The organism is Paenibacillus sp. sgz302114, from assembly GCF_056120345.1.
On the sequence record NZ_JBVYOI010000005.1, the window covers coordinates 359286 to 377070 of the forward strand.

The following is a 17785-nucleotide window of genomic DNA, read 5'->3' on the forward strand; positions in this document are numbered from 1 at the left end:
AAAATTAAAGCATATTATTATTTCCTTGTTATTAACTTTTTCTATACTGATATCTTACTTTTCGTTTCCATATTTCAGTGAAACTGCTGAAGCATCAACTAGAAAAGTTACAACGACTTACGACTATCAACCAGGTTACTATTGGTGCCAACATTTAGATGGTCACTGGAGTACAGATAGTACAATTGATGGTGTACAGACTTCTCCAGACGATGGAGGCGAGCCTGCTAAGAAATATGTACATACTTCGGCAGGTATAGCGGTTCCAACAAATACGAAATGGGAAGATGTAAACGGCAATTTGTACAAATATAGCCAAGTGAATAACCCCATTCCAATTTCTGTATCTATGGGGGGCTTTGCTGATCCTGCTATGAAAGGTGCTCCCAAAATTGAGAACAATGAAGTTACGATTTCGGGTTTCTCAGGTAGAGGAGTATATGGTGTTGCCTCTAATAAATGCGGAGCAAGTCCATCGATAATTTACCCTGTACCTGTAACGGTCACGTTCCAAGCAACCATTGAAATCCAACCAGCCTATGAAGTCCACAACTTCACAACCGATGGCAAATCGATCGATGACATCATTCCAAGCAAGTCAGGCGCGATGACGGTAGGCTCCACCTATCCGCCAGCGCCTGGAACGAACCCGAACTACGTCTACGCAGGAAAATATAAAAAGACGACCAACGGAACGGACCCAACATCTACCGCTTATCAGACCGGAACGCCGAGTATGACCTATGATGGCTCGTTCGATACATACCGCGTGAACTACTACTATGCGCGAGTAGGCAAGATCGTCATCAAGCACTACGATGATGAGGGTAAATCGCTGAATAAAGTAGCCGGTTTGCTCGATCGTGAACAGGTGCTCACAGACGGTCAATCGTATCCTACTTTTACACACGATGAGCCAGCCGCGGGATCGAACTACACTTACTCCGGATACAAGAAGGCATCGGTTGGGGGAGATCCGACCGCCAACTCGAAGGTTTCCCCTCCTGCAGAATACAATCTTGGTACGTATAATGCAGAGACCTATGGAAATACCGTCTCTCTGAACTTTTACTATACGCTTGGTAAGAAGGGCGAAGTTCATATTAGGCATATGGTAAGGGATGGACCGACCGGTACGTACTCACAGGCTAATGAAGAACGGATACCAATCGCTACTTTACCTTATACAAATCCAACACCGTATCAGGCTGACGGCCAGTACGGGAAAATTAATGGCAGCAACCTGTCGTACATTACTTATATCAACTATGAAAGTCCTGGAGATGCGCAGACTGTCAGCCTCTCGAACTCCCAAACAGATGCATATATCACCTTCTACTATGAGAAGAATGTAGCCGGTCAGGTGCAGATCCGTCATATGGTGAGGGAAGGACCGTCCGGTGAATATAAGCAAGTGAAACTCACTGAAGAGGATGTTAGCGCGCTGCCGTTTAGTAAGCGATACGATTATGACAGTCAATATGGATCGTTTACTGGGAGTAACGTATCTTACATAAACTTCTCCAATATACAAACAAACAATCAAAGCCAGACCGTCTATTTGGATCCTGTCAATAACAACAAGGGTTTCGTTTCATTCTTCTACGAGACTCCAGCAAAGTTCACAGGCGATTTCGACGTTGTTCCGCCGAGTATTGCTTACAGGGAACCGTTTGCACTGCATCCAAAAAATTTTCAGCTGAACGGGTGTATTTATAAGTATCATTACTTCAAAATCGAACGTGACGGTATGACATGGCAGAGCGGCGCCATCTATAACCAGTACGTCGATTCAAATTATTCGTATAGCAGCAGCTATCCATGGAATATCGGGATCGGAAGCCATGACGTCTCTATGAAAATCGTAACGGACTGCGGGACATCAGACTGGATTGGACCGAAGACGCTTAATGTGACCGGCCCGCCTGACAACAATCCGCCTGAGTTCCAAATCGGATTCGTCTATTCTTATGATAAAACGCAACCGTTATCTGAGGTTATTGTGAATACGCAGCTCGATCTAGTTTACATTGACAATCCAGCTATTCCAACGCCTTATGATGAGGATGGCGATCCGACGATCTTCATGGGCTTTGACTTTTTGAATGGCGACGAGTTTGTAGAGTCCATTCCTTCAAAGAGCGCGGCGTACGTCGATGGCCAGCATGGCTTAACGATGGACACGCTTGGCTATCACAACGTATGCGGGATGATGCGCGATGCATTCGGAGCTACCTCGACCGCCTGTACGCTCATTAATGTCGTGCCGCAGAACCCAATTCCGGTTGCAGGATGTCCTGCAGAAGTAATCGCAAATCATCCGGTCGATATGACGAAGTTTGATGCGAATCGAAGCCGCAGTCTGATATCGGGTCGTACAATCAATCACAGCAAAGACGAGTGGACCAATAAGCTAGCATCCTACGAGAATTTGACGAATGCCAATACGAAAGCAATTGTCGGGCTAGATGTCTATGATAATACCGGCTTGAAATCTCTTAAGCCTGGGGAGTGTACCATTGTCGTGAAGCCGGACCTACCGCCAATTGCGAAGCTGATGGTCCCAAGTGTAAGTCTTCGAGGCGAAACGGTGACGATTCCGAATCTATCCATGAGTCCAGATGGAGATAAAATCGTCAAAGCTGAGTATAAGTACAAGTACGATGCGAACCATAATGGCTTTTATGATAACGATTGGCAGGATCTTACCGGAACGCTTGATGATGTGACGTTCATCCCGAATAAAGTCGGCAAATATCTCTTCTACGTGAAGGTGACAGAAGAATACGGAATGACCGGTGATACATCCGGATGGACGGCGCTATCCTATACGCTGAACGTTTCGAATCTTGCACCGGAGGTTTCGTTCGACGTGGATGGGAAGAATCCACAACCGGACTTGAATTTGCCGAAGAGCTATTCTGCCCAGGACATTCTCGATACGTGGGATCTGTTCGATATGAATTCAAAGAACCGTATTTGGAATCCACAGGTAAACTGGACCATTCGAAACGGGACGCTTGAAGGCGGTTTAGGAAAACAATCGGAGCACCAGTATGCGCACTATTACAACGAAACCTATTATAACGTGACGACCAAGCAAGTCACGGCTGAACCAGGTTTTGATTTTGGCTTTGGTGCGAATGGATTATCCCCTTATCGCTCAGGAAAAGGTCAGCTTTTATCTCAACCTGTCTTTGATTCAACCATGAAGATTATAACAACGGGATCACAGTATCTTCCCGTCATGCGAACAAATGCAACCTATTTCTATTTTAAGACTGGCTCCAATATTTATTGGATGAATAAATCGAAAATCTCTAAAGCTACCTCTTCCACCTCTTCTGGATCTATGAAATGGACCTATACGGACGGGGGATCTCCGTACGACTTCATTTTGAGTTACCCAGGAAAATCAGTCAGTATGGAGCTCGGGGATCGGACGCTTTATGTTTTCGTAGACAATGATGTCTATACGTACGATGCCTTTAGCGGTGAGCTAATTAATCAAGCTTCTCTTCGTGGATGGGATAAGAAAACCGTTTTAACAGCGTCTGGACGGAGTGCGACCTACTACGCTTCTTTTAAAAAGAATGATCATGTAGTGGTCTTTACGAAAGGAAAAGCGTTTGAGTTTAATCGGAATGCGGAACTCGTACAGAGCAAGCCGATTGCCGCTAGGCCGAACTATCCGACTTGTACGCTCGATGCTTCCACCATTTATTCGGACGGGCAAGGGAGCTTCTATGGCTATGAAGCATGCAGCACTGGAACCGAAAATACGGCCATTCTGAAGTTTGACTCCAATATGGATTTTGTTTGGAGAGCCATGCTTAGCGGTAGACAGCCAATCGGAACCTTTTGTGATCCTCTCGCACCAAAAGCTGATGCATTTCCTTTGCTCATTATTAATACGACTACCGGCGAATTGATTGCTAGAAGTTTCGCAACGGGATCATCTTTATGCAAAGAGTATAACGAGACGGTAAAACTAGATTCTGGAAACGTCCTTAATGTTGCAGGGCAATATAAGTATAATTCGACATATGCGGACTTCTCTTTTCTTCCGGATGGAACCAAGGTGGCCCGTAAGACGGCAAAGAAATCAGAAGTAATCACGATCGACGGTTATCGCGCTTCACTTCAAAATGGAAGCAATCCGGATTTGTACACGCACGTATATCCTTATTTGTCGAGCACTGCCAATAAATTCGATGAAACAATCACCTATGCATCTGACTCGTCATATAGCTCGCGCACAGTCGGAGCCGAATATCTGATGTATATTGGCGACGGACTCTACGTCACGCTCTCCCACTATATTAGCGGTCAGGAGTCTGTAGAGAATAACTTTGTCATGTGGCTCGTGAAGATGGCAAATCCTTCGACAGAAACGATACCGGAGCGATTTCGATTAGGTCATTTCGTTTCCAAGGATGAGTACGCGGATGCCGAACTTAATTTCTCGATGAAGATGGCGTCAACGACCTATGACAATCAAGACTATGGTTTCTCATTCCGCATGCAGGATCTGGACAATCGGTACGCAGTAGAAGGTTCGGCCATCGATGTTAAACTCGTGAAATACGAGGGCGGCACTCGAACCGTACTCGGCAGCGCGGCATATCCGTTCAAAGCAGACACTAACGCGGTCTTTAAGATCAAGAGCATTGGGAAAGAGCTGACGGTATTCCTCAATAAAGTACCGATCATAGAGGTTCAGGACAGTACATTTGCTTCCGGACGTTTCGGACCGTATTCCGATAAAGCCAACGTGAATTTCTGGGGCATCTCTGCGAAACAGACGAGTGAAATGAATATCTGGTCGGATCAATACGCGATCTTGGATGAATCAGGAGCCGATGCTTCAGCAGAGGTAGAATACAACAATATCTTGTTTAACGATCCGGAAGGTGATCCGCCAACTGAGGGGAAATACACCTGGAGTGTCAGTCATACGCCGCGATTTATTCATAACCAAGGTGTGTCCGACCTGAATGGAAAGACGTTCAGCAACGCGCAGCTGAAGTTTGATAAAGTCGGGGATTACGTCGTGGGGCTGCGGGCGAAAGACGATCCGAACCCGGACTATTTATCGCCAGTTGACACGTTTGATGATTACCGCAAATTATCCAATATGTTTACGAAGAAAATCACCGTCCATCGCAGGCCGATTTCGGATTTTGACCTGGCTTTATCAGCGGAAAATACTGTTATTTGGACGGATCGCAGTCATGACCCAGACCGCTATGAGAGTCAGTCCGACTACTCGACGGAGGATACGGGGATTAATTACAAGGCTACGAAAGGAATCATGGAGAAGATGTTCTACTTCATCACCCCTAGCGGTGACTACGTAGATAAGAAACTCGTGAGTCCGACGGAAGTGGGTACGTATGAAGTAGGTATGGCAGTCAGGGACGAGTACGGAGCATGGTCGGCATACACGGTTGAGAACCTGACAATCACGGCGCTGCCAGCTGCGAGCACACCGCCAGTACCAGGATTTACGACGAGCGTGGAGAGTGCGTACCGTGGCCAAGCTATTACTATTGATTCAGAGGCTTACGATAAAGAAGACGGCGATCGCACGAACCTGGCGCACGAGTACTACATTAAGAACGAGACGACAGGCAGCGCCGAAGTGTTTGCTAGCAATTCGCGTACAAGTTGGAATAAGACCTTTAGCATGATGGGTCTGTTTACGATTCGGCAAATCGTTGAAGATTCTGCAGGCGCTACCGCCCAGTACAGTCAGCAAGTGAGCATCGTGAACCAGATCCCTAGCGCGGATAGCTACATTCCAGACAGCACCGGTCAAGACAATCCAACGAAGATGACTGTGCTTCGGCCAACGTTTAAATGGAACTATTCCGATGGCGATGGGGATATGCAAACCCAGTACGAGATGAAGATTTATCGTTACGGCGGAGTACTGGAGTATCAGTCCGGCACCAAATACTTGGACGATCAGTTCTGGACGCCGGGTGCTGATCTGCCGGAGAAGGTCAATATGTATGTCATTGTCCGCGTGTTCGACGGCTACGACTGGAGCGAGTATAGCGATCCGAAGTTTTTCTATATCGAGACGAATCGGCCTCCGACAGCCGAACTCGATTGGAAGCCGAAGCCAATCTATGAAGGCGACAATATAACTTTGCTACCGTCGATTGATGATCCTGAACAAGATCCACTGACCATCGCCTACCTGGTCACGGACCCATCTGGGGTGAAGCAAAGCTTTGCGTTTGCAGACAGTTATCCATATGCAGCAACGGGTCCAACCTTCAAAGGGCAACTGGCGGGCTCGTATACCGTTCAGATGACCGTCTCTGATGGGAAAGCGCCGCCAGTTAACGTGAGTAAGCTCCCTATTGTGCTTCCTCTTACCGTTAGCGGGCAAGTCAAGCACACGGATCAATGGGATCAGCGCCGCCAAGAGAGCAACAAGAAAGCTTCCGGAGATGTGAACGATCCACGAGCTTATCAGGTATTCTGGGCGGGAGAGCGGTTCTTGCTGAGCGCCAGCACAGTGGACACGGGCACGGCTACAGTTGCCGATGAATTGAAAGTAACAATGAATGGCCTAACGGTAAGTCTCGCTGCGGCGAACTCTGCGCATACGAGCTGGAGCGGGGAGATGTGGGAAGCAGATTTTGAGAAGCTGCCTGAAGGTCCGCTAACTTTCATGTTCAAAGCCATCTACAGCAACGGTACGGTAAAGGTAACGCCGGTGACGATTGTCATCGCTGGAAATATCCAGCAGACGGTCGGTGTTCACCGCAGGCAATAAAAAACGGTTATATATTCGTAAACTGCCTCCCCTTGGGGGCAGTTTTTCTGTTTGCGGACATATTTTGACATAACGGTTGTGTGACCTGCCCATGGGTGAATGCATATGATGTCTATGACATTGAGGTGGAAGAAGGAGAGGGCTATGGCGAAGAGCAGCAAAGGAAAAGGCCCCAAAGGGCGTAAGCCGTTATTTTACGTGGATAATCCGAACGCATCGGAGTTAAAATGGCTCGAGGAATTGAAGAAGAAGAAACCAGCAACAACGGCGAAAACTGGCACAGCTGACAAGAAGCCGGTGCAAGTGAATGGGGCAGCTTCGACATTGGAGCAAGAAGCGTCTGTAGAAGAACAGCACAATCAAGAAACAGAAGTTGTGCAGCAGCCGGTAGCTGAAGTGGCGACAGTCTCTTTTGAGGCAGTTAGCACGTCAGCGGTAGAAGCAGTGGAAGCGAAATCGGAGCCAGTTGTTGAAGCTGCGGCGCAACAAGTGCCACAGCAAGCGCCAAAGCAAGCGGAAGCGACTCAAGCAGCTCAAACAACTCAAACAACTCAAGCAGCTCAAGAAATTCCAACAGATAAGGCGGTACTTGAAGCCAATAAGCAGGAAGAAGAGCTCCACGCGGTATACATGGAAGAGCTGCTTCAGCAGGAGCTCATTAAGAAAGAAGTCATGCTCGAAGAGAAGCGCATGCCGGATTCACCACTGCCGTTCATACACACCGATGATATCGCGGATGATGCGATTACGACGGAGAAGCTGGCTCATAGCGCCGTAGATTCTTCGCGTATTAAGCCTAGCGCTGTAATCACACAGACGATTGCTGATTTTGCCGTCGAAAGCATTAAAATTGCGGATGGAGCAATCACCTCGTCCAAACTCGCTTCGGAATCGGTAACGAGCGATCATCTCGTGAAGAACGCGATTTCTGGCGCGAAGATTCGCGACCGCTCCATTACCAGCGAGAAGCTGCGCGATAACAGCATTACTTCCGAGAAGCTGGCAGACCGCACCATCAGCGCGGATAAGCTTGCCGAGGGTTCGATTGAAACGAAGCACCTCAAGCCGATGATCGTGACGACGGAATTGCTCGACGATCAATCCATTACGTCAGGTAAACTGAGAAGCGCTGCAATTCGTACGGAGAACATCGCGAATGAAGCCGTTTCGACTTCGAAGCTTGCCGAAGGCTCCGTAACACGTTCCAAGCTGAGAGATGGCTCCATAACAAGCGAGAAAATTAGCAGTGGCGCGATTGAATCCGGCCATCTGCAGCCAGGGCTGCTGCTCGCAGAGCATGTATCTCCTGGCGTGCTGCGGGGAAAGCATCTGGCACTCGGCGAAATAACAGCAGAGCATTTAGTCGAGGGCGCGGTAGGAACGAGGGAGCTGCAGGCCGGGAGCGTAACGACAGAAATTCTCGCGCAAGGAGTGGTCGGATCGGCGGAAATAAAGGCCGGAGCCGTTAAATCGCAGCATGTTACAGACGGCGAAATCGTTACGACGCATTTGCGTGACCAGGCGATTACGACGCCGAAGCTTTCCGACTTCTCGATCTCGACAATTAAGCTCATCGACCAGGCGGTAACGTCCTCCAAGATAGCAGATCAAAGCATTACATCAAGCAAGCTGACTGATGATGCGGTTCATGGCAAACATCTCAGCAGGCTGACAATTAGCGGCGACAAAATCATAAGCGATATGATTGAAGAGCGCCACATGAAAGAGAATTCGGTCGGCTCCAAACAGCTGATTGCAGATAGCATTGAAGTCGCCCATCTTGCAGCGAATGCCGTCACGGACCAGAAGATTGCTCCGCAAGCCGTAAAGCAAGTTCATATTAGCGGCGCTGCGGTAGGGCAAGCGCAGCTGGCTGACGCAGCAGTAATTGAGCGTAAGCTCGCCGATGGAAGTGTAAGCAGCGCGAAGATTGGCGAGCTGGCGATCCAGACGAAGCATATCGCTGACGAGTCCATTACGTTTGACAAAATCTCGCCTGAAGCGATTCGTGCCTTCCACTTATCGCCAGGAACGGTGACCGAGGAAGCAATTTCGCCGGAAGCAGTAGGGGCTATTCATTTGCAGCCGGGCCTTATCGACGCTTCGCACTTGAGTGAAGGGGCTATTGAAACGAGTGCGCTGCAAGACGGTGCGGTTAAATCCATCAAGCTCGCGAGCGGCTCAGTCACGGAGCGGCATTTGGCAGCAGGTGCGATCTATTCCCACCACTTGGCAGACCATATTGTCAACTCGGTGAAGCTGTCTCCTGAGAGCGTGTCGACGGATAAGCTGACCGATTGTGCCGTTACCTCGAGCAAGCTGGCTGACAGCAGCGTAACAACGGCGAAGCTCGTGAACGGTTCAGTAACTAGCGATCAGCTGGCGCCTGGCACGATTACGCGCAAGCACCTGACGAAAGGCGTTGTGGATGGCGATCATATCGCGAGCGGCGCTATAGGCGAGCGGCATCTGGCTGGCAGCATTATCGGCAGCAATTCGCTTGGCTCCGGCTCTGTGACGAGCGAGAAGCTAGCAGCAGGCTCGGTGAACGGCAGTCATTTGGCGAACGAAGCGGTTGGCAGCCAGCATTTGGCAGAGCAGTCGATCTACGGCGTCCATTTAGCGCCGGTTAGCGTGCATGAGGTGCATCTTGGCAATGATTCGGTGACCTCCTCGAAGCTGGCGGAAGGCAGTGTAGCAAGCTATCATTTGCAAAATGAATCCGTTGGTTCACGCGTCATTGAGCCATCTGCGATTCGCGGCCAGCATGTAGCGGCAGCTTCGATCGACACCAATCATTTGGCTGAATCTTCAGTGGGCAGCAATCATTTGAAAGTCGACAGCGTGATGCAGATTCATTTGACCGACGAATCGGTTGGAACCGATCAGCTGACCAATGAAGCGGTAACGAGCGGCAAGCTGGCGCAGCTGGCGATCAATGGCGACCATATTCAGCTCGAAACCATTGCGGGCAAACATATGAAGGCAGAGTCGATCCAAGGCTACCACATCCGCAAGGGCTCCATTACGCAGGCGCATCTGGCATCGGAGTTCTATACGTTTGAGAAAGCGCCGGATAGCATCATTCATGGCAGCAAAATCAAACGGGGCACTGTGGGCACCGACTTGCTGAGTGATGGCGGGGTTAGCAGCGCGAAGCTGGCGAGCGGTGCAGTCGGATCGGAAGCGCTTGGCACAGGCGCAGTCGGCGAGAAGCATCTGCAGAACGGTGCGGTCACGCTTGGCAAAATCGCATCGAAGTCCATTACGGCAGCGCATCTGACTTCCAGTTCCGTTGGCAGCGAAGCGATTGCAGATGGAGCGGTAACGAGCAGCAAGCTCGCAAACGGAGCCGTTGGCGTTGAAGCGCTTGGCGATGGCGTTGTCGTCAGCTCGAAGCTGGCGGCAGGAGCAGTCGGCGCAGAAGCGCTCGGTGAAGGTGTTGTTGGCGGAGCGAAGCTGGCAAGCGGAGCCGTTGGTGCAGAAGCGCTCGGCGACGGCGCGGTAGTTAGCGCGAAGCTGGCGGCAGGCGCGGTTGGCGCGGAAGCGCTGCGCGACGGCGCGGTAGTCAGTGCGAAGCTGGCAAGCGGAGCCGTTGGGGCAGAAGCGCTGCGTGATGGCTCAGTCGTCAGCGCGAAGCTGGCGGATGGAGCGGTGGGCAAGGAAGCGCTGCGCGATGGCGCGGTCATTGGCGCGAAGCTGGCAAGCGGAGCAGTCGGAACCGATGCGCTGCGCGGTGGCGCGGTGGACAGCTCGAAGCTGGCAGCTGGTGCGGTGGGCAAGGAAGCGCTGCGCGATGGTTCGGTTGTGAGCTCGAAGCTGGCAGCTGGCGCTGTAGGCGCAGAAGCATTGCGCGATGGCGTCGTTGACGGTGCGAAGCTGGCAGGCGGAGCAGTTGGCGAGCAGCATCTGCAAGATGGCGCAGTGACAGCTGCGAAATTAGCCCCAAGAGCGATCGGGGCGGGGCATATCCTTCCGGGCTCGGTAGGCAGTGAAGCAATCGGCGATGGCGCGATTGTAACGAATAAGCTGAGCGACGGCGTTATTACGGGCACGAAACTGGCACCTGGAGCCGTAGGCGAGAACAGCTTGCAGAACGGAGCGGTCACGCTTAGCAAGATCGCTGCTCGTTCGTTGACGACGGCACATTTTATACCGGGGTCGATCGAAAGCATCGTATTGTGTAACGGTGCAATAACCGGTGAGAAGCTGGCGATTGGCGCGGTAGGAACGGAAGCTTTGGCAGACGGAGCCATTACAGCAGATAAGCTGGCACCGGGACTGCTCGAGCAAGAGCAGCTAGATCTGATCGATGGCAGCGTAACGGAGAGTAAGCTGGCAAACGGCGCGGTACAGGCGAGCAAGCTCGCGGAAAGCGCAGTGCAGTCCAGCAAAATCGCGGACGGCGCTGTCGGGGCAAGCAAGCTGGCAGATGGTTCTGTCGACAGTGCGAAGCTGGTCGACGGTTCAATTGGCAGCGAGAAATTGGTCGACGGATCGGTGACAGCGAGCAAGCTCGGTGAAGGCGTAGTGGGAGCAAGCAAGCTGGCGGACGGATCGGTCGGCAGTGCGAAGCTGATCGATGGATCGGTAACCGCGAGCAAGCTCGGTGACGGAGTAGTAGGAGCAAGCAAGCTGGCGGATGGATCGGTTGGAAGCGAGAAGCTGATCGACGGATCGGTGACCGCGAGCAAGCTCGGCGACGGAGTAGTAGATGCAAGCAAGCTAGCGGACGGCTCGGTGAGCAGCGAGAAGCTGCTCGACGGATCAGTGACCGCGAGCAAGCTCGGCAGCGAAGTAGTGGATGCAAGCAAGCTAGCGGATGGCTCGGTGAGCAGCGAGAAGCTGCTCGACGGATCAGTGACCGCGAGCAAGCTCGGCAGCGGAGTAGTGGATGCAAGCAAGCTAGCGGATGGCTCGGTGAGCAGCGAGAAACTGCTCGACGGATCAGTAATCGCGAGCAAGCTCGGCAGCGGAGTAGTGGATGCAAGCAAGCTAGCGGATGGCTCGGTGAGCAGCGAGAAACTGCTTGACGGATCAGTAACCGCGAGCAAGCTTGGCAGCGGAGTAGTAGATGCAAGCAAGCTAGCGGATGGCTCGGTGAGCAGCGAGAAACTGCTCGACGGATCGGTGACAGCGAGCAAGCTCGGCAGCGGAGTAGTAGATGCAAGTAAGCTGGCAGCCGGTTCGGTTGGCAGCGAAAAGCTAATCGACGGATCGGTGGCAGCGAGCAAGCTCAGCGACGGAGCGGTAGTAGCAAGCAAGCTGGCGGATGGTTCAGTCGGCAGCAAGAAGCTGGTCGACGGCTGCGTAACGGCAAGCAAGCTCGGCGATGGCGAAGTAATCGGAAGCAAGCTGGCATATGGTTCGGTCGGCAAGGATAAGCTGCTCGACGGTTCCGTCAACACAGAGAAGCTAGCCGACAACTCAGTAACCGCAGTTAAGCTTGCTAATGAAGCAGTCACTGGAGATAAGATTGCGCTAGGCTCCATTACAGCAGCACATCTGGCGTCGAATGCAATTCCTGCCCCGGTTGCTCCCGTAAGCACTGCAATCGACACCTCGGCTTTGAAGGATGGCAGCATCGGAGCAGAGAAGCTCGGCTTTACGCCGGTAACGACTGTGAAGCGCCAAGCGCCGGTCATCCAGCAGTTTGGCCTTGCACCGTACAATTTCCAAGGCAGCATGGGCGAGCTGCTCGATATTACGATCGGCTTCGACCAGCCGTTCAGCAGCCCTTCCTATGTGTTCGTCGCTACGACGGATCAGCCTTCCTGCTTCGCGGTCATTAAGACCAAAACAGCCGCAGCCGTACAAATAACCATTGTGCGTACGCGGATTACACCGGAACCAATCGGTCTCGTGAACTGGATTGCTATCGGCCACTAGATAACTGGATACCGCATAATTAACAAGCCGGAGAGCTCTCAAAAAGAGCTGCTCCGGCTTTTTGATTTTCGCGCAATGCTACCTGCCATTAATAGAATATTAGCTAGATTCCATGCAGATTTATATGAACAAACAAGGAGCGAGGCGTACGCCTTGACGTACAACAGCCGTTCCTCTTACTCTCAACTAGCCATACACTATGTGGTAAAAAGACAGTTTAACAAGAGGTGAAGGTGTCCATGAAGCCCATCGTAAAAGCCGGCTTGCACACTCATAAAGGGATGTTCCTCTCGCCAAAGCGGCCACTTCCGATTGGCATTGATCCAGCTAACCTGACGGGAAGCCGGAAAGCTTCATCGCCATCATCACCTGCACAAGCTGCCAGCAAAGCGAGCGCGAAGAGCAAGCAGCGAAAAACCGCTCATCGCCGCACGAGCAGTAAGACCGTTCGGACCGCTGCCAAATCCATACCAGCGCTAGCATCAAAAACTAGCTCGAAAAAACGGTCGATTAAGTCGCAAGTTAAAGACACGATGCGAGCGGCATTCAATGCGCCGCCAACGATGGAAATGCCCGTCGTGCCGCCAATCGAAGCTCGAACTGCTGATCCACCTGTCGTATCGGTTATCATCCCTGTCATGAACGAGCGCCGCACCATTAGCCGCGTAATCGAACAAGCAAAGCTAGTTCATCCGAGCAGCGAAGTCATTGTGGTCATTAATGGATCTACTGACGGGTCGGCTGCGGTTGCCAAACGCAAAGGAGCCCGGGTCATCCAGTTCGAGAACGCTCTCGGCCACGATGTGGGACGAAGTGTAGGCGCAGCGGCAGCAAGAGGTCAGGTGCTGCTGTTTATTGACGGCGACATGGTCATCCGCGCATCGGAGCTCCGGCCTTATATGAATGCGATTTTGCGGGATGGGGTCGATGTGGCGCTCAACAACTATTCAGGTCCGACGAACAAGGCGAACGTACACAGCGTTGTGCTCGCCAAACATGCCTTGAACGCGATGCTTGGCAGGCCCGACCTGAAGGGAACGTCCATGACGGCTGTGCCCCATGCGCTGAGTCGCCGCGCGCTTGCCGCTATCGGAACGGACGCGCTGGCAATTCCGCCGCTTGCCCATACGAAAGCGGTGCAGCAGGGGCTTGCGGTGACGCCGGTCAAACGAATCAACGTAGGGAAGCTGAACCTGCCGCGGGCGAAACGGGAACGGTTGAATCCGCTGGAGTTTCTCATCGTTGGCGATCATCTGGAGGCCATAGATTGGCTCGCGAAGCAAACGGATGAGCGCGGCGGCTATGTGGATGCAATGCGAAAACGTGAACTGGCGAGGTGATGGCATTGATGCGATCTGGTAAGAGCAAACGCGCGATTAGCAGCGGAAGAGGGAGACGACCAGGCAAGTCTTCGGGCGGCTCGCATCATGCTGCGTACCATGCCGGTTATGGCGAAGGCATAGCGCTGAAGCAAAGCGGAGGCGGGCGTCTAAGCAGTCATGAAGCGAAGCTGCGCATGAACGAGCGGTGGACGAGAAGATGCATGGCGAAGGAGCTTACAGCTGCAGCGGCGGGCAAAAGAATGCAGGAGGGCCGTGCGTTTGCGAGCGGATTCGCCGCCGCACTGGGTCTGCCGGTCGGCACGTGGCAGCCGGTACCGCTGACGAGAAGCGCTGCGGCAGTCGTCCACGCAGGTACGGATGCAAGTCCGGCCAGCATTAAGCAGCTGCTGCAGCTGCCGCTGGAGGAGATCATAGTCGTGCAGGAAGGCGCGAGCGAGACGCAGTTTGCGGAACTCAGGGCGCTTCCGGAGATAAAGATTTTGAATCCCGGGGAAGCGCTTGGAGCTGATGTTTGGCGCGCTGTTGGAGCAAGAATGACTCGAGCGGATATCGTGCTGTTCGCCGATGCCGCGCAGCTTATTGAAGCAGAGAAGCTGGCACAGCTGCTGGCGGCTGCCCAGGCAGGGGCGGATGTCGCGCTGGTCAGCTACGCATCTCGGCTTGGCCCGTTCCGGGAGTGGGATGATCTCATGCGCGTTAGAGCTTTCGTCAATTGGTCACTGGGCCGTCAGGAGCTGGGTGTTAGCTCCGTGGGGCTGCTGCCGCACGCATGGTCGAGAGCCGCGATAGAGTCGGTCGGCGTGAAAACACTCGCCGTCCCGCCGCTTGCCCATGTCATCGCCCTTCAGCAGAGACTTCGGGTTCAAGCTTGCTCCATTATGAAGCGCACAAACGGCAAGAGCTCGCCAGCATGGTCGACATTGATCCGCAGCCATGCACAGGAGTCGAAACAGGTCGTCTTCGGCGACCACATTGAAGCACTGCGAGCTGCAATGAAGCTGAAAGGCGCGAGGCTTACGATGCCGGATCATTCCAGATGCCGCAGCGCGGCAGGAGGCGCTCAGTGATGAATGGAACAACGAGCATCATCATTCCTACCTTCAACGGCCTCGCGCTGCTGAAGGATGCGATCTACGCCATTCGGCAGTATACCGACCGAACGCTCACGCCTTATGAAGTGATCGTGGTCGATAACGGATCAAATGACGGCACTTGCAGCTGGTGCATGGAGGTAGGTGTTCCCTGCCTGTCATTGCCCCGGAATATCGGCTTTCCGGCTGCATGCAATATGGGGCTGCGGACCGCGAGCGGCGAGTTCCTCATGCTGCTCAACAACGATGTCACCGTATCGGCGGGCTGGCTGACGGCTTTGCTGCGGACGCTGAACGCGCGCGAAGATATCGGTATAGTCGGCCCTGTGACGAATTACGTGAGCGGCAGGCAGCAGGTCGATTATCCGTTCACGACAATGGAGGAGTTCCACCTTGCAGCTGCGGAGGCGCTAGTCAGGGAAGCGGGGATGACGGATCCGATGTACCGGCTTGTCGGCTTCTGTCTGCTGTTCAAACGCAGCCTGTACGAGCGGATTGGCGAGCTGGACGAACGGTTCTCGCCAGGCCACTATGAGGACGACGACTACAGCTTGCGCGCTCGGATGCACGGCTACAATCTGCTCATGTGCAAGGATGTGTTCGTTCATCACAAGGGAAGCGTCAGCTTCAAGCGGAAGGATCCATCGGCGCTGCAGCAGCTCGTCGAGCGTAACCGGAGCCTGTTTATTGCAAAATGGCAGGTGGACCCTGCGACGTTCTTGTAACAGTTACTTAAGGAGGTCATGGATTTGAAAGCTGTCATCTTGGCCGGCGGAACGGGAACCAGATTGTTGCCGCTGACGAGGCTGCTCAACAAACATTTGCTTCCGGTCGGGAAGCTTCCCATGATTTGTTACAGCATTAACAGCCTCAAGGAAGCAGGAATAACAGACATCATGCTCGTTACGAGCCGTCATGCAGCGGGGATGTTCACGGCTTTCCTCGGAAGCGGCCAGGAGTACGGCGTTTCCCTTACTTATCGCATTCAAGAAGAAGCGGGCGGAATCGCACAAGCGCTGACGCTGTCTCAGTCGTATATTGGGGATGACTCCAAATTCGTCGTGCTGCTCGGCGACAATTTGTATGAGGAATCGCTGCGGTCGCATTTGGAGGCGTTCGCGCAGCAGCAAGACGGCGCGATGGTGCTGCTCAAGCAGGTACCAGACCCGGAGCGCTATGGTGTTCCGGTGTTCGACGAGAGCGGGCGCATTACTTACATCGAAGAGAAGCCGCCAAGCCCGCAGACAAACAGCTGTGTGACAGGCATTTATATGTATGACAGCAGCGTGTTTGCCTTCATTGCGACACAGTCGCCCTCGCAGCGCGGAGAGCTGGAAATTACCGATGTGAACAATGTGTACGCCAGCAAAGGAAAGCTCGAATACCGCCATTTGACCGGCTGGTGGACAGATGCCGGCACATTCCAGTCGCTCCATGAAGCAGCGATAAAAATGATGGGTGATGAGCCATGAGCAGAGGCGCACAATTAGGCTCCAGCATGACGATAAGTGCGAACCGCGTGCTGCTGAACAAGGTCAGGCAGCCGTCTGTTACGACAAGCAAAGTCCAATCTCAAACGACAGATGCACCGATAAAATCCACCTCGGGGGCAGGAGCAGGAGCCGTGCAGAAACCGGTATTCAAACGAAAGCCCGCAGCAGGCGGGGCCGATTCATCCGCAGCTCGCCCGATTACAAGGCCGCGCCTGCAAGGTGGGAAGCGAAGAATAGGCGGCAGGAAGCGCCCCCTTGGCGGGAGGCAGAACAGGCGTAGACGGAAGACGCCAACGATTGCGCATCCGCCTGCTGAACATCGGCAATTTCACGACAATGCGTTCTCGGCTGGCTATGAGCTTGGCAAGTATGAAGGCGGCGAGCAGATGCTCGAGCAAGCGCTGCCCCTTCAGTTGCTGCTGCCCGAAGTCAGCCTGCAGGAAGTCATCGCGCTAGGTGCCTCTCAGCTTGTTCCGAGGTGCTTGCCGCTGCTCGGCGTGCATGAAGTGTACGGGGAGATGGAGCAGGCGATCCATGAGCGCAGGCCATGCTCGATCGTTCGGCTTGGCGATGGAGAGCTGCTCACGCTGGCGCAGGACGTTATTTACGATGCCGGCACGATTAGCCGCGAAGGTACCTTTCTGCCTTACGCAGGCGTCGTTCCACCAGATCTTGAGGCGCGCGAACAGCTCGTGCAAGCGATTCGAGGAGCCGGAATCGTCGGTGTGCCGCAGTCGCGGCGGAAGCACTTTCACCCGCTGCTGCATGCTGTGTTGCGCGCGAACCATATCGACCTTGGCCAGCTCAGGCTGACGAGCTCGACCGTGAACTATGCGCTGCAGCAATCCGGTCTGCTTAGCCGTCTGCTCGCAGGCAAGAATCTGCTCGTTATCGGCAACACCGCGCCGGCGCTTGTGCATGTGCTGGCTCAGCACGGGTGCACCATCTCCGGCATGATTACGCCGGTGCGAGGCGTCAAAGATGTGGATCGCGTCGTGCAAGAGGCACACGGTGTACACTTCGACCTTGCACTCGTATCTGCAGGCATTCCGGCGGTCATCATATGCACGCGTATTGCGAACGAGCTCGGAAGGGTCGCGCTTGATTTTGGCCATATGGCGGACGCGATCGTGAAAGGACAGCTGACCTTGTAACCGGCGAAAGAACAGGAGCGTG

At 53.2% G+C, this 17785-nt stretch carries 7 protein-coding genes; all 7 read left to right on the forward strand.

The window, feature by feature from the left end; all coding sequences use genetic code 11:
- Nucleotides 1–373: 373 nt before the first annotated feature.
- The 7 genes from AC0LWF_RS16030 (at nucleotide 374) to AC0LWF_RS16060 (ending at nucleotide 17763) form a co-directional block, all read left to right on the forward strand.
- Nucleotides 374–6793: a glycoside hydrolase family 78 protein gene (locus AC0LWF_RS16030; protein ID WP_474652535.1), complete on the forward strand. Its 6420-nt coding sequence runs from the start codon at nucleotides 374–376 to the stop codon at nucleotides 6791–6793.
- A gap of 144 nt (nucleotides 6794–6937) precedes the next feature.
- Nucleotides 6938–12682 carry a WIAG-tail domain gene (locus tag AC0LWF_RS16035; RefSeq protein ID WP_474652536.1) on the forward strand — a complete coding sequence of 1915 codons (5745 nt, stop codon included), beginning with the start codon at nucleotides 6938–6940 and terminating at the stop codon, nucleotides 12680–12682.
- Nucleotides 12683–12921: 239 nt separating this feature from the next.
- Entirely contained in the window at nucleotides 12922–14022 is a 1101-nt protein-coding gene (locus AC0LWF_RS16040) for a glycosyltransferase family 2 protein (protein WP_474652537.1), read from the forward strand.
- 8 nt (nucleotides 14023–14030) lie between these two features.
- Nucleotides 14031–15092, forward strand: a complete 1062-nt coding sequence (locus AC0LWF_RS16045; RefSeq protein ID WP_474652538.1) for a hypothetical protein — start codon at nucleotides 14031–14033, stop codon at nucleotides 15090–15092.
- Nucleotides 15092–15841, forward strand: coding sequence for a glycosyltransferase family 2 protein (locus AC0LWF_RS16050; protein WP_474652539.1), 750 nt, complete (start codon nucleotides 15092–15094; stop codon nucleotides 15839–15841). Before AC0LWF_RS16045 ends, AC0LWF_RS16050 begins: the two co-directional genes overlap by 1 nt.
- Nucleotides 15842–15865: 24 nt before the next feature.
- Complete coding sequence (locus AC0LWF_RS16055) at nucleotides 15866–16588, forward strand: sugar phosphate nucleotidyltransferase (RefSeq protein ID WP_474652540.1); 723 nt, start codon at nucleotides 15866–15868, stop codon at nucleotides 16586–16588.
- A complete protein-coding gene (locus tag AC0LWF_RS16060) occupies nucleotides 16585–17763 on the forward strand; it encodes a GT-D fold domain-containing protein (protein ID WP_474652541.1) in 1179 nt (392 codons plus the stop codon). Before AC0LWF_RS16055 ends, AC0LWF_RS16060 begins: the two co-directional genes overlap by 4 nt.
- Nucleotides 17764–17785 lie beyond the last annotated feature (22 nt).

Bases quoted from the DNA above. Each gene is read 5' to 3' on its own strand.
- AC0LWF_RS16030 (WP_474652535.1), top strand. From the start codon at position 374: ATGAAAGGTGCTCCCAAAATTGAGAACAATGAAGTTACGATTTCGGGT.
- AC0LWF_RS16035 (WP_474652536.1), top strand. From the start codon at position 6,938: ATGGCGAAGAGCAGCAAAGGAAAAGGCCCCAAAGGGCGTAAGCCGTTA.
- AC0LWF_RS16040 (WP_474652537.1), top strand. From the start codon at position 12,922: ATGAAGCCCATCGTAAAAGCCGGCTTGCACACTCATAAAGGGATGTTC.
- AC0LWF_RS16045 (WP_474652538.1), top strand. From the start codon at position 14,031: ATGCGATCTGGTAAGAGCAAACGCGCGATTAGCAGCGGAAGAGGGAGA.
- AC0LWF_RS16050 (WP_474652539.1), top strand. From the start codon at position 15,092: ATGAATGGAACAACGAGCATCATCATTCCTACCTTCAACGGCCTCGCG.
- AC0LWF_RS16060 (WP_474652541.1), top strand. From the start codon at position 16,585: ATGAGCAGAGGCGCACAATTAGGCTCCAGCATGACGATAAGTGCGAAC.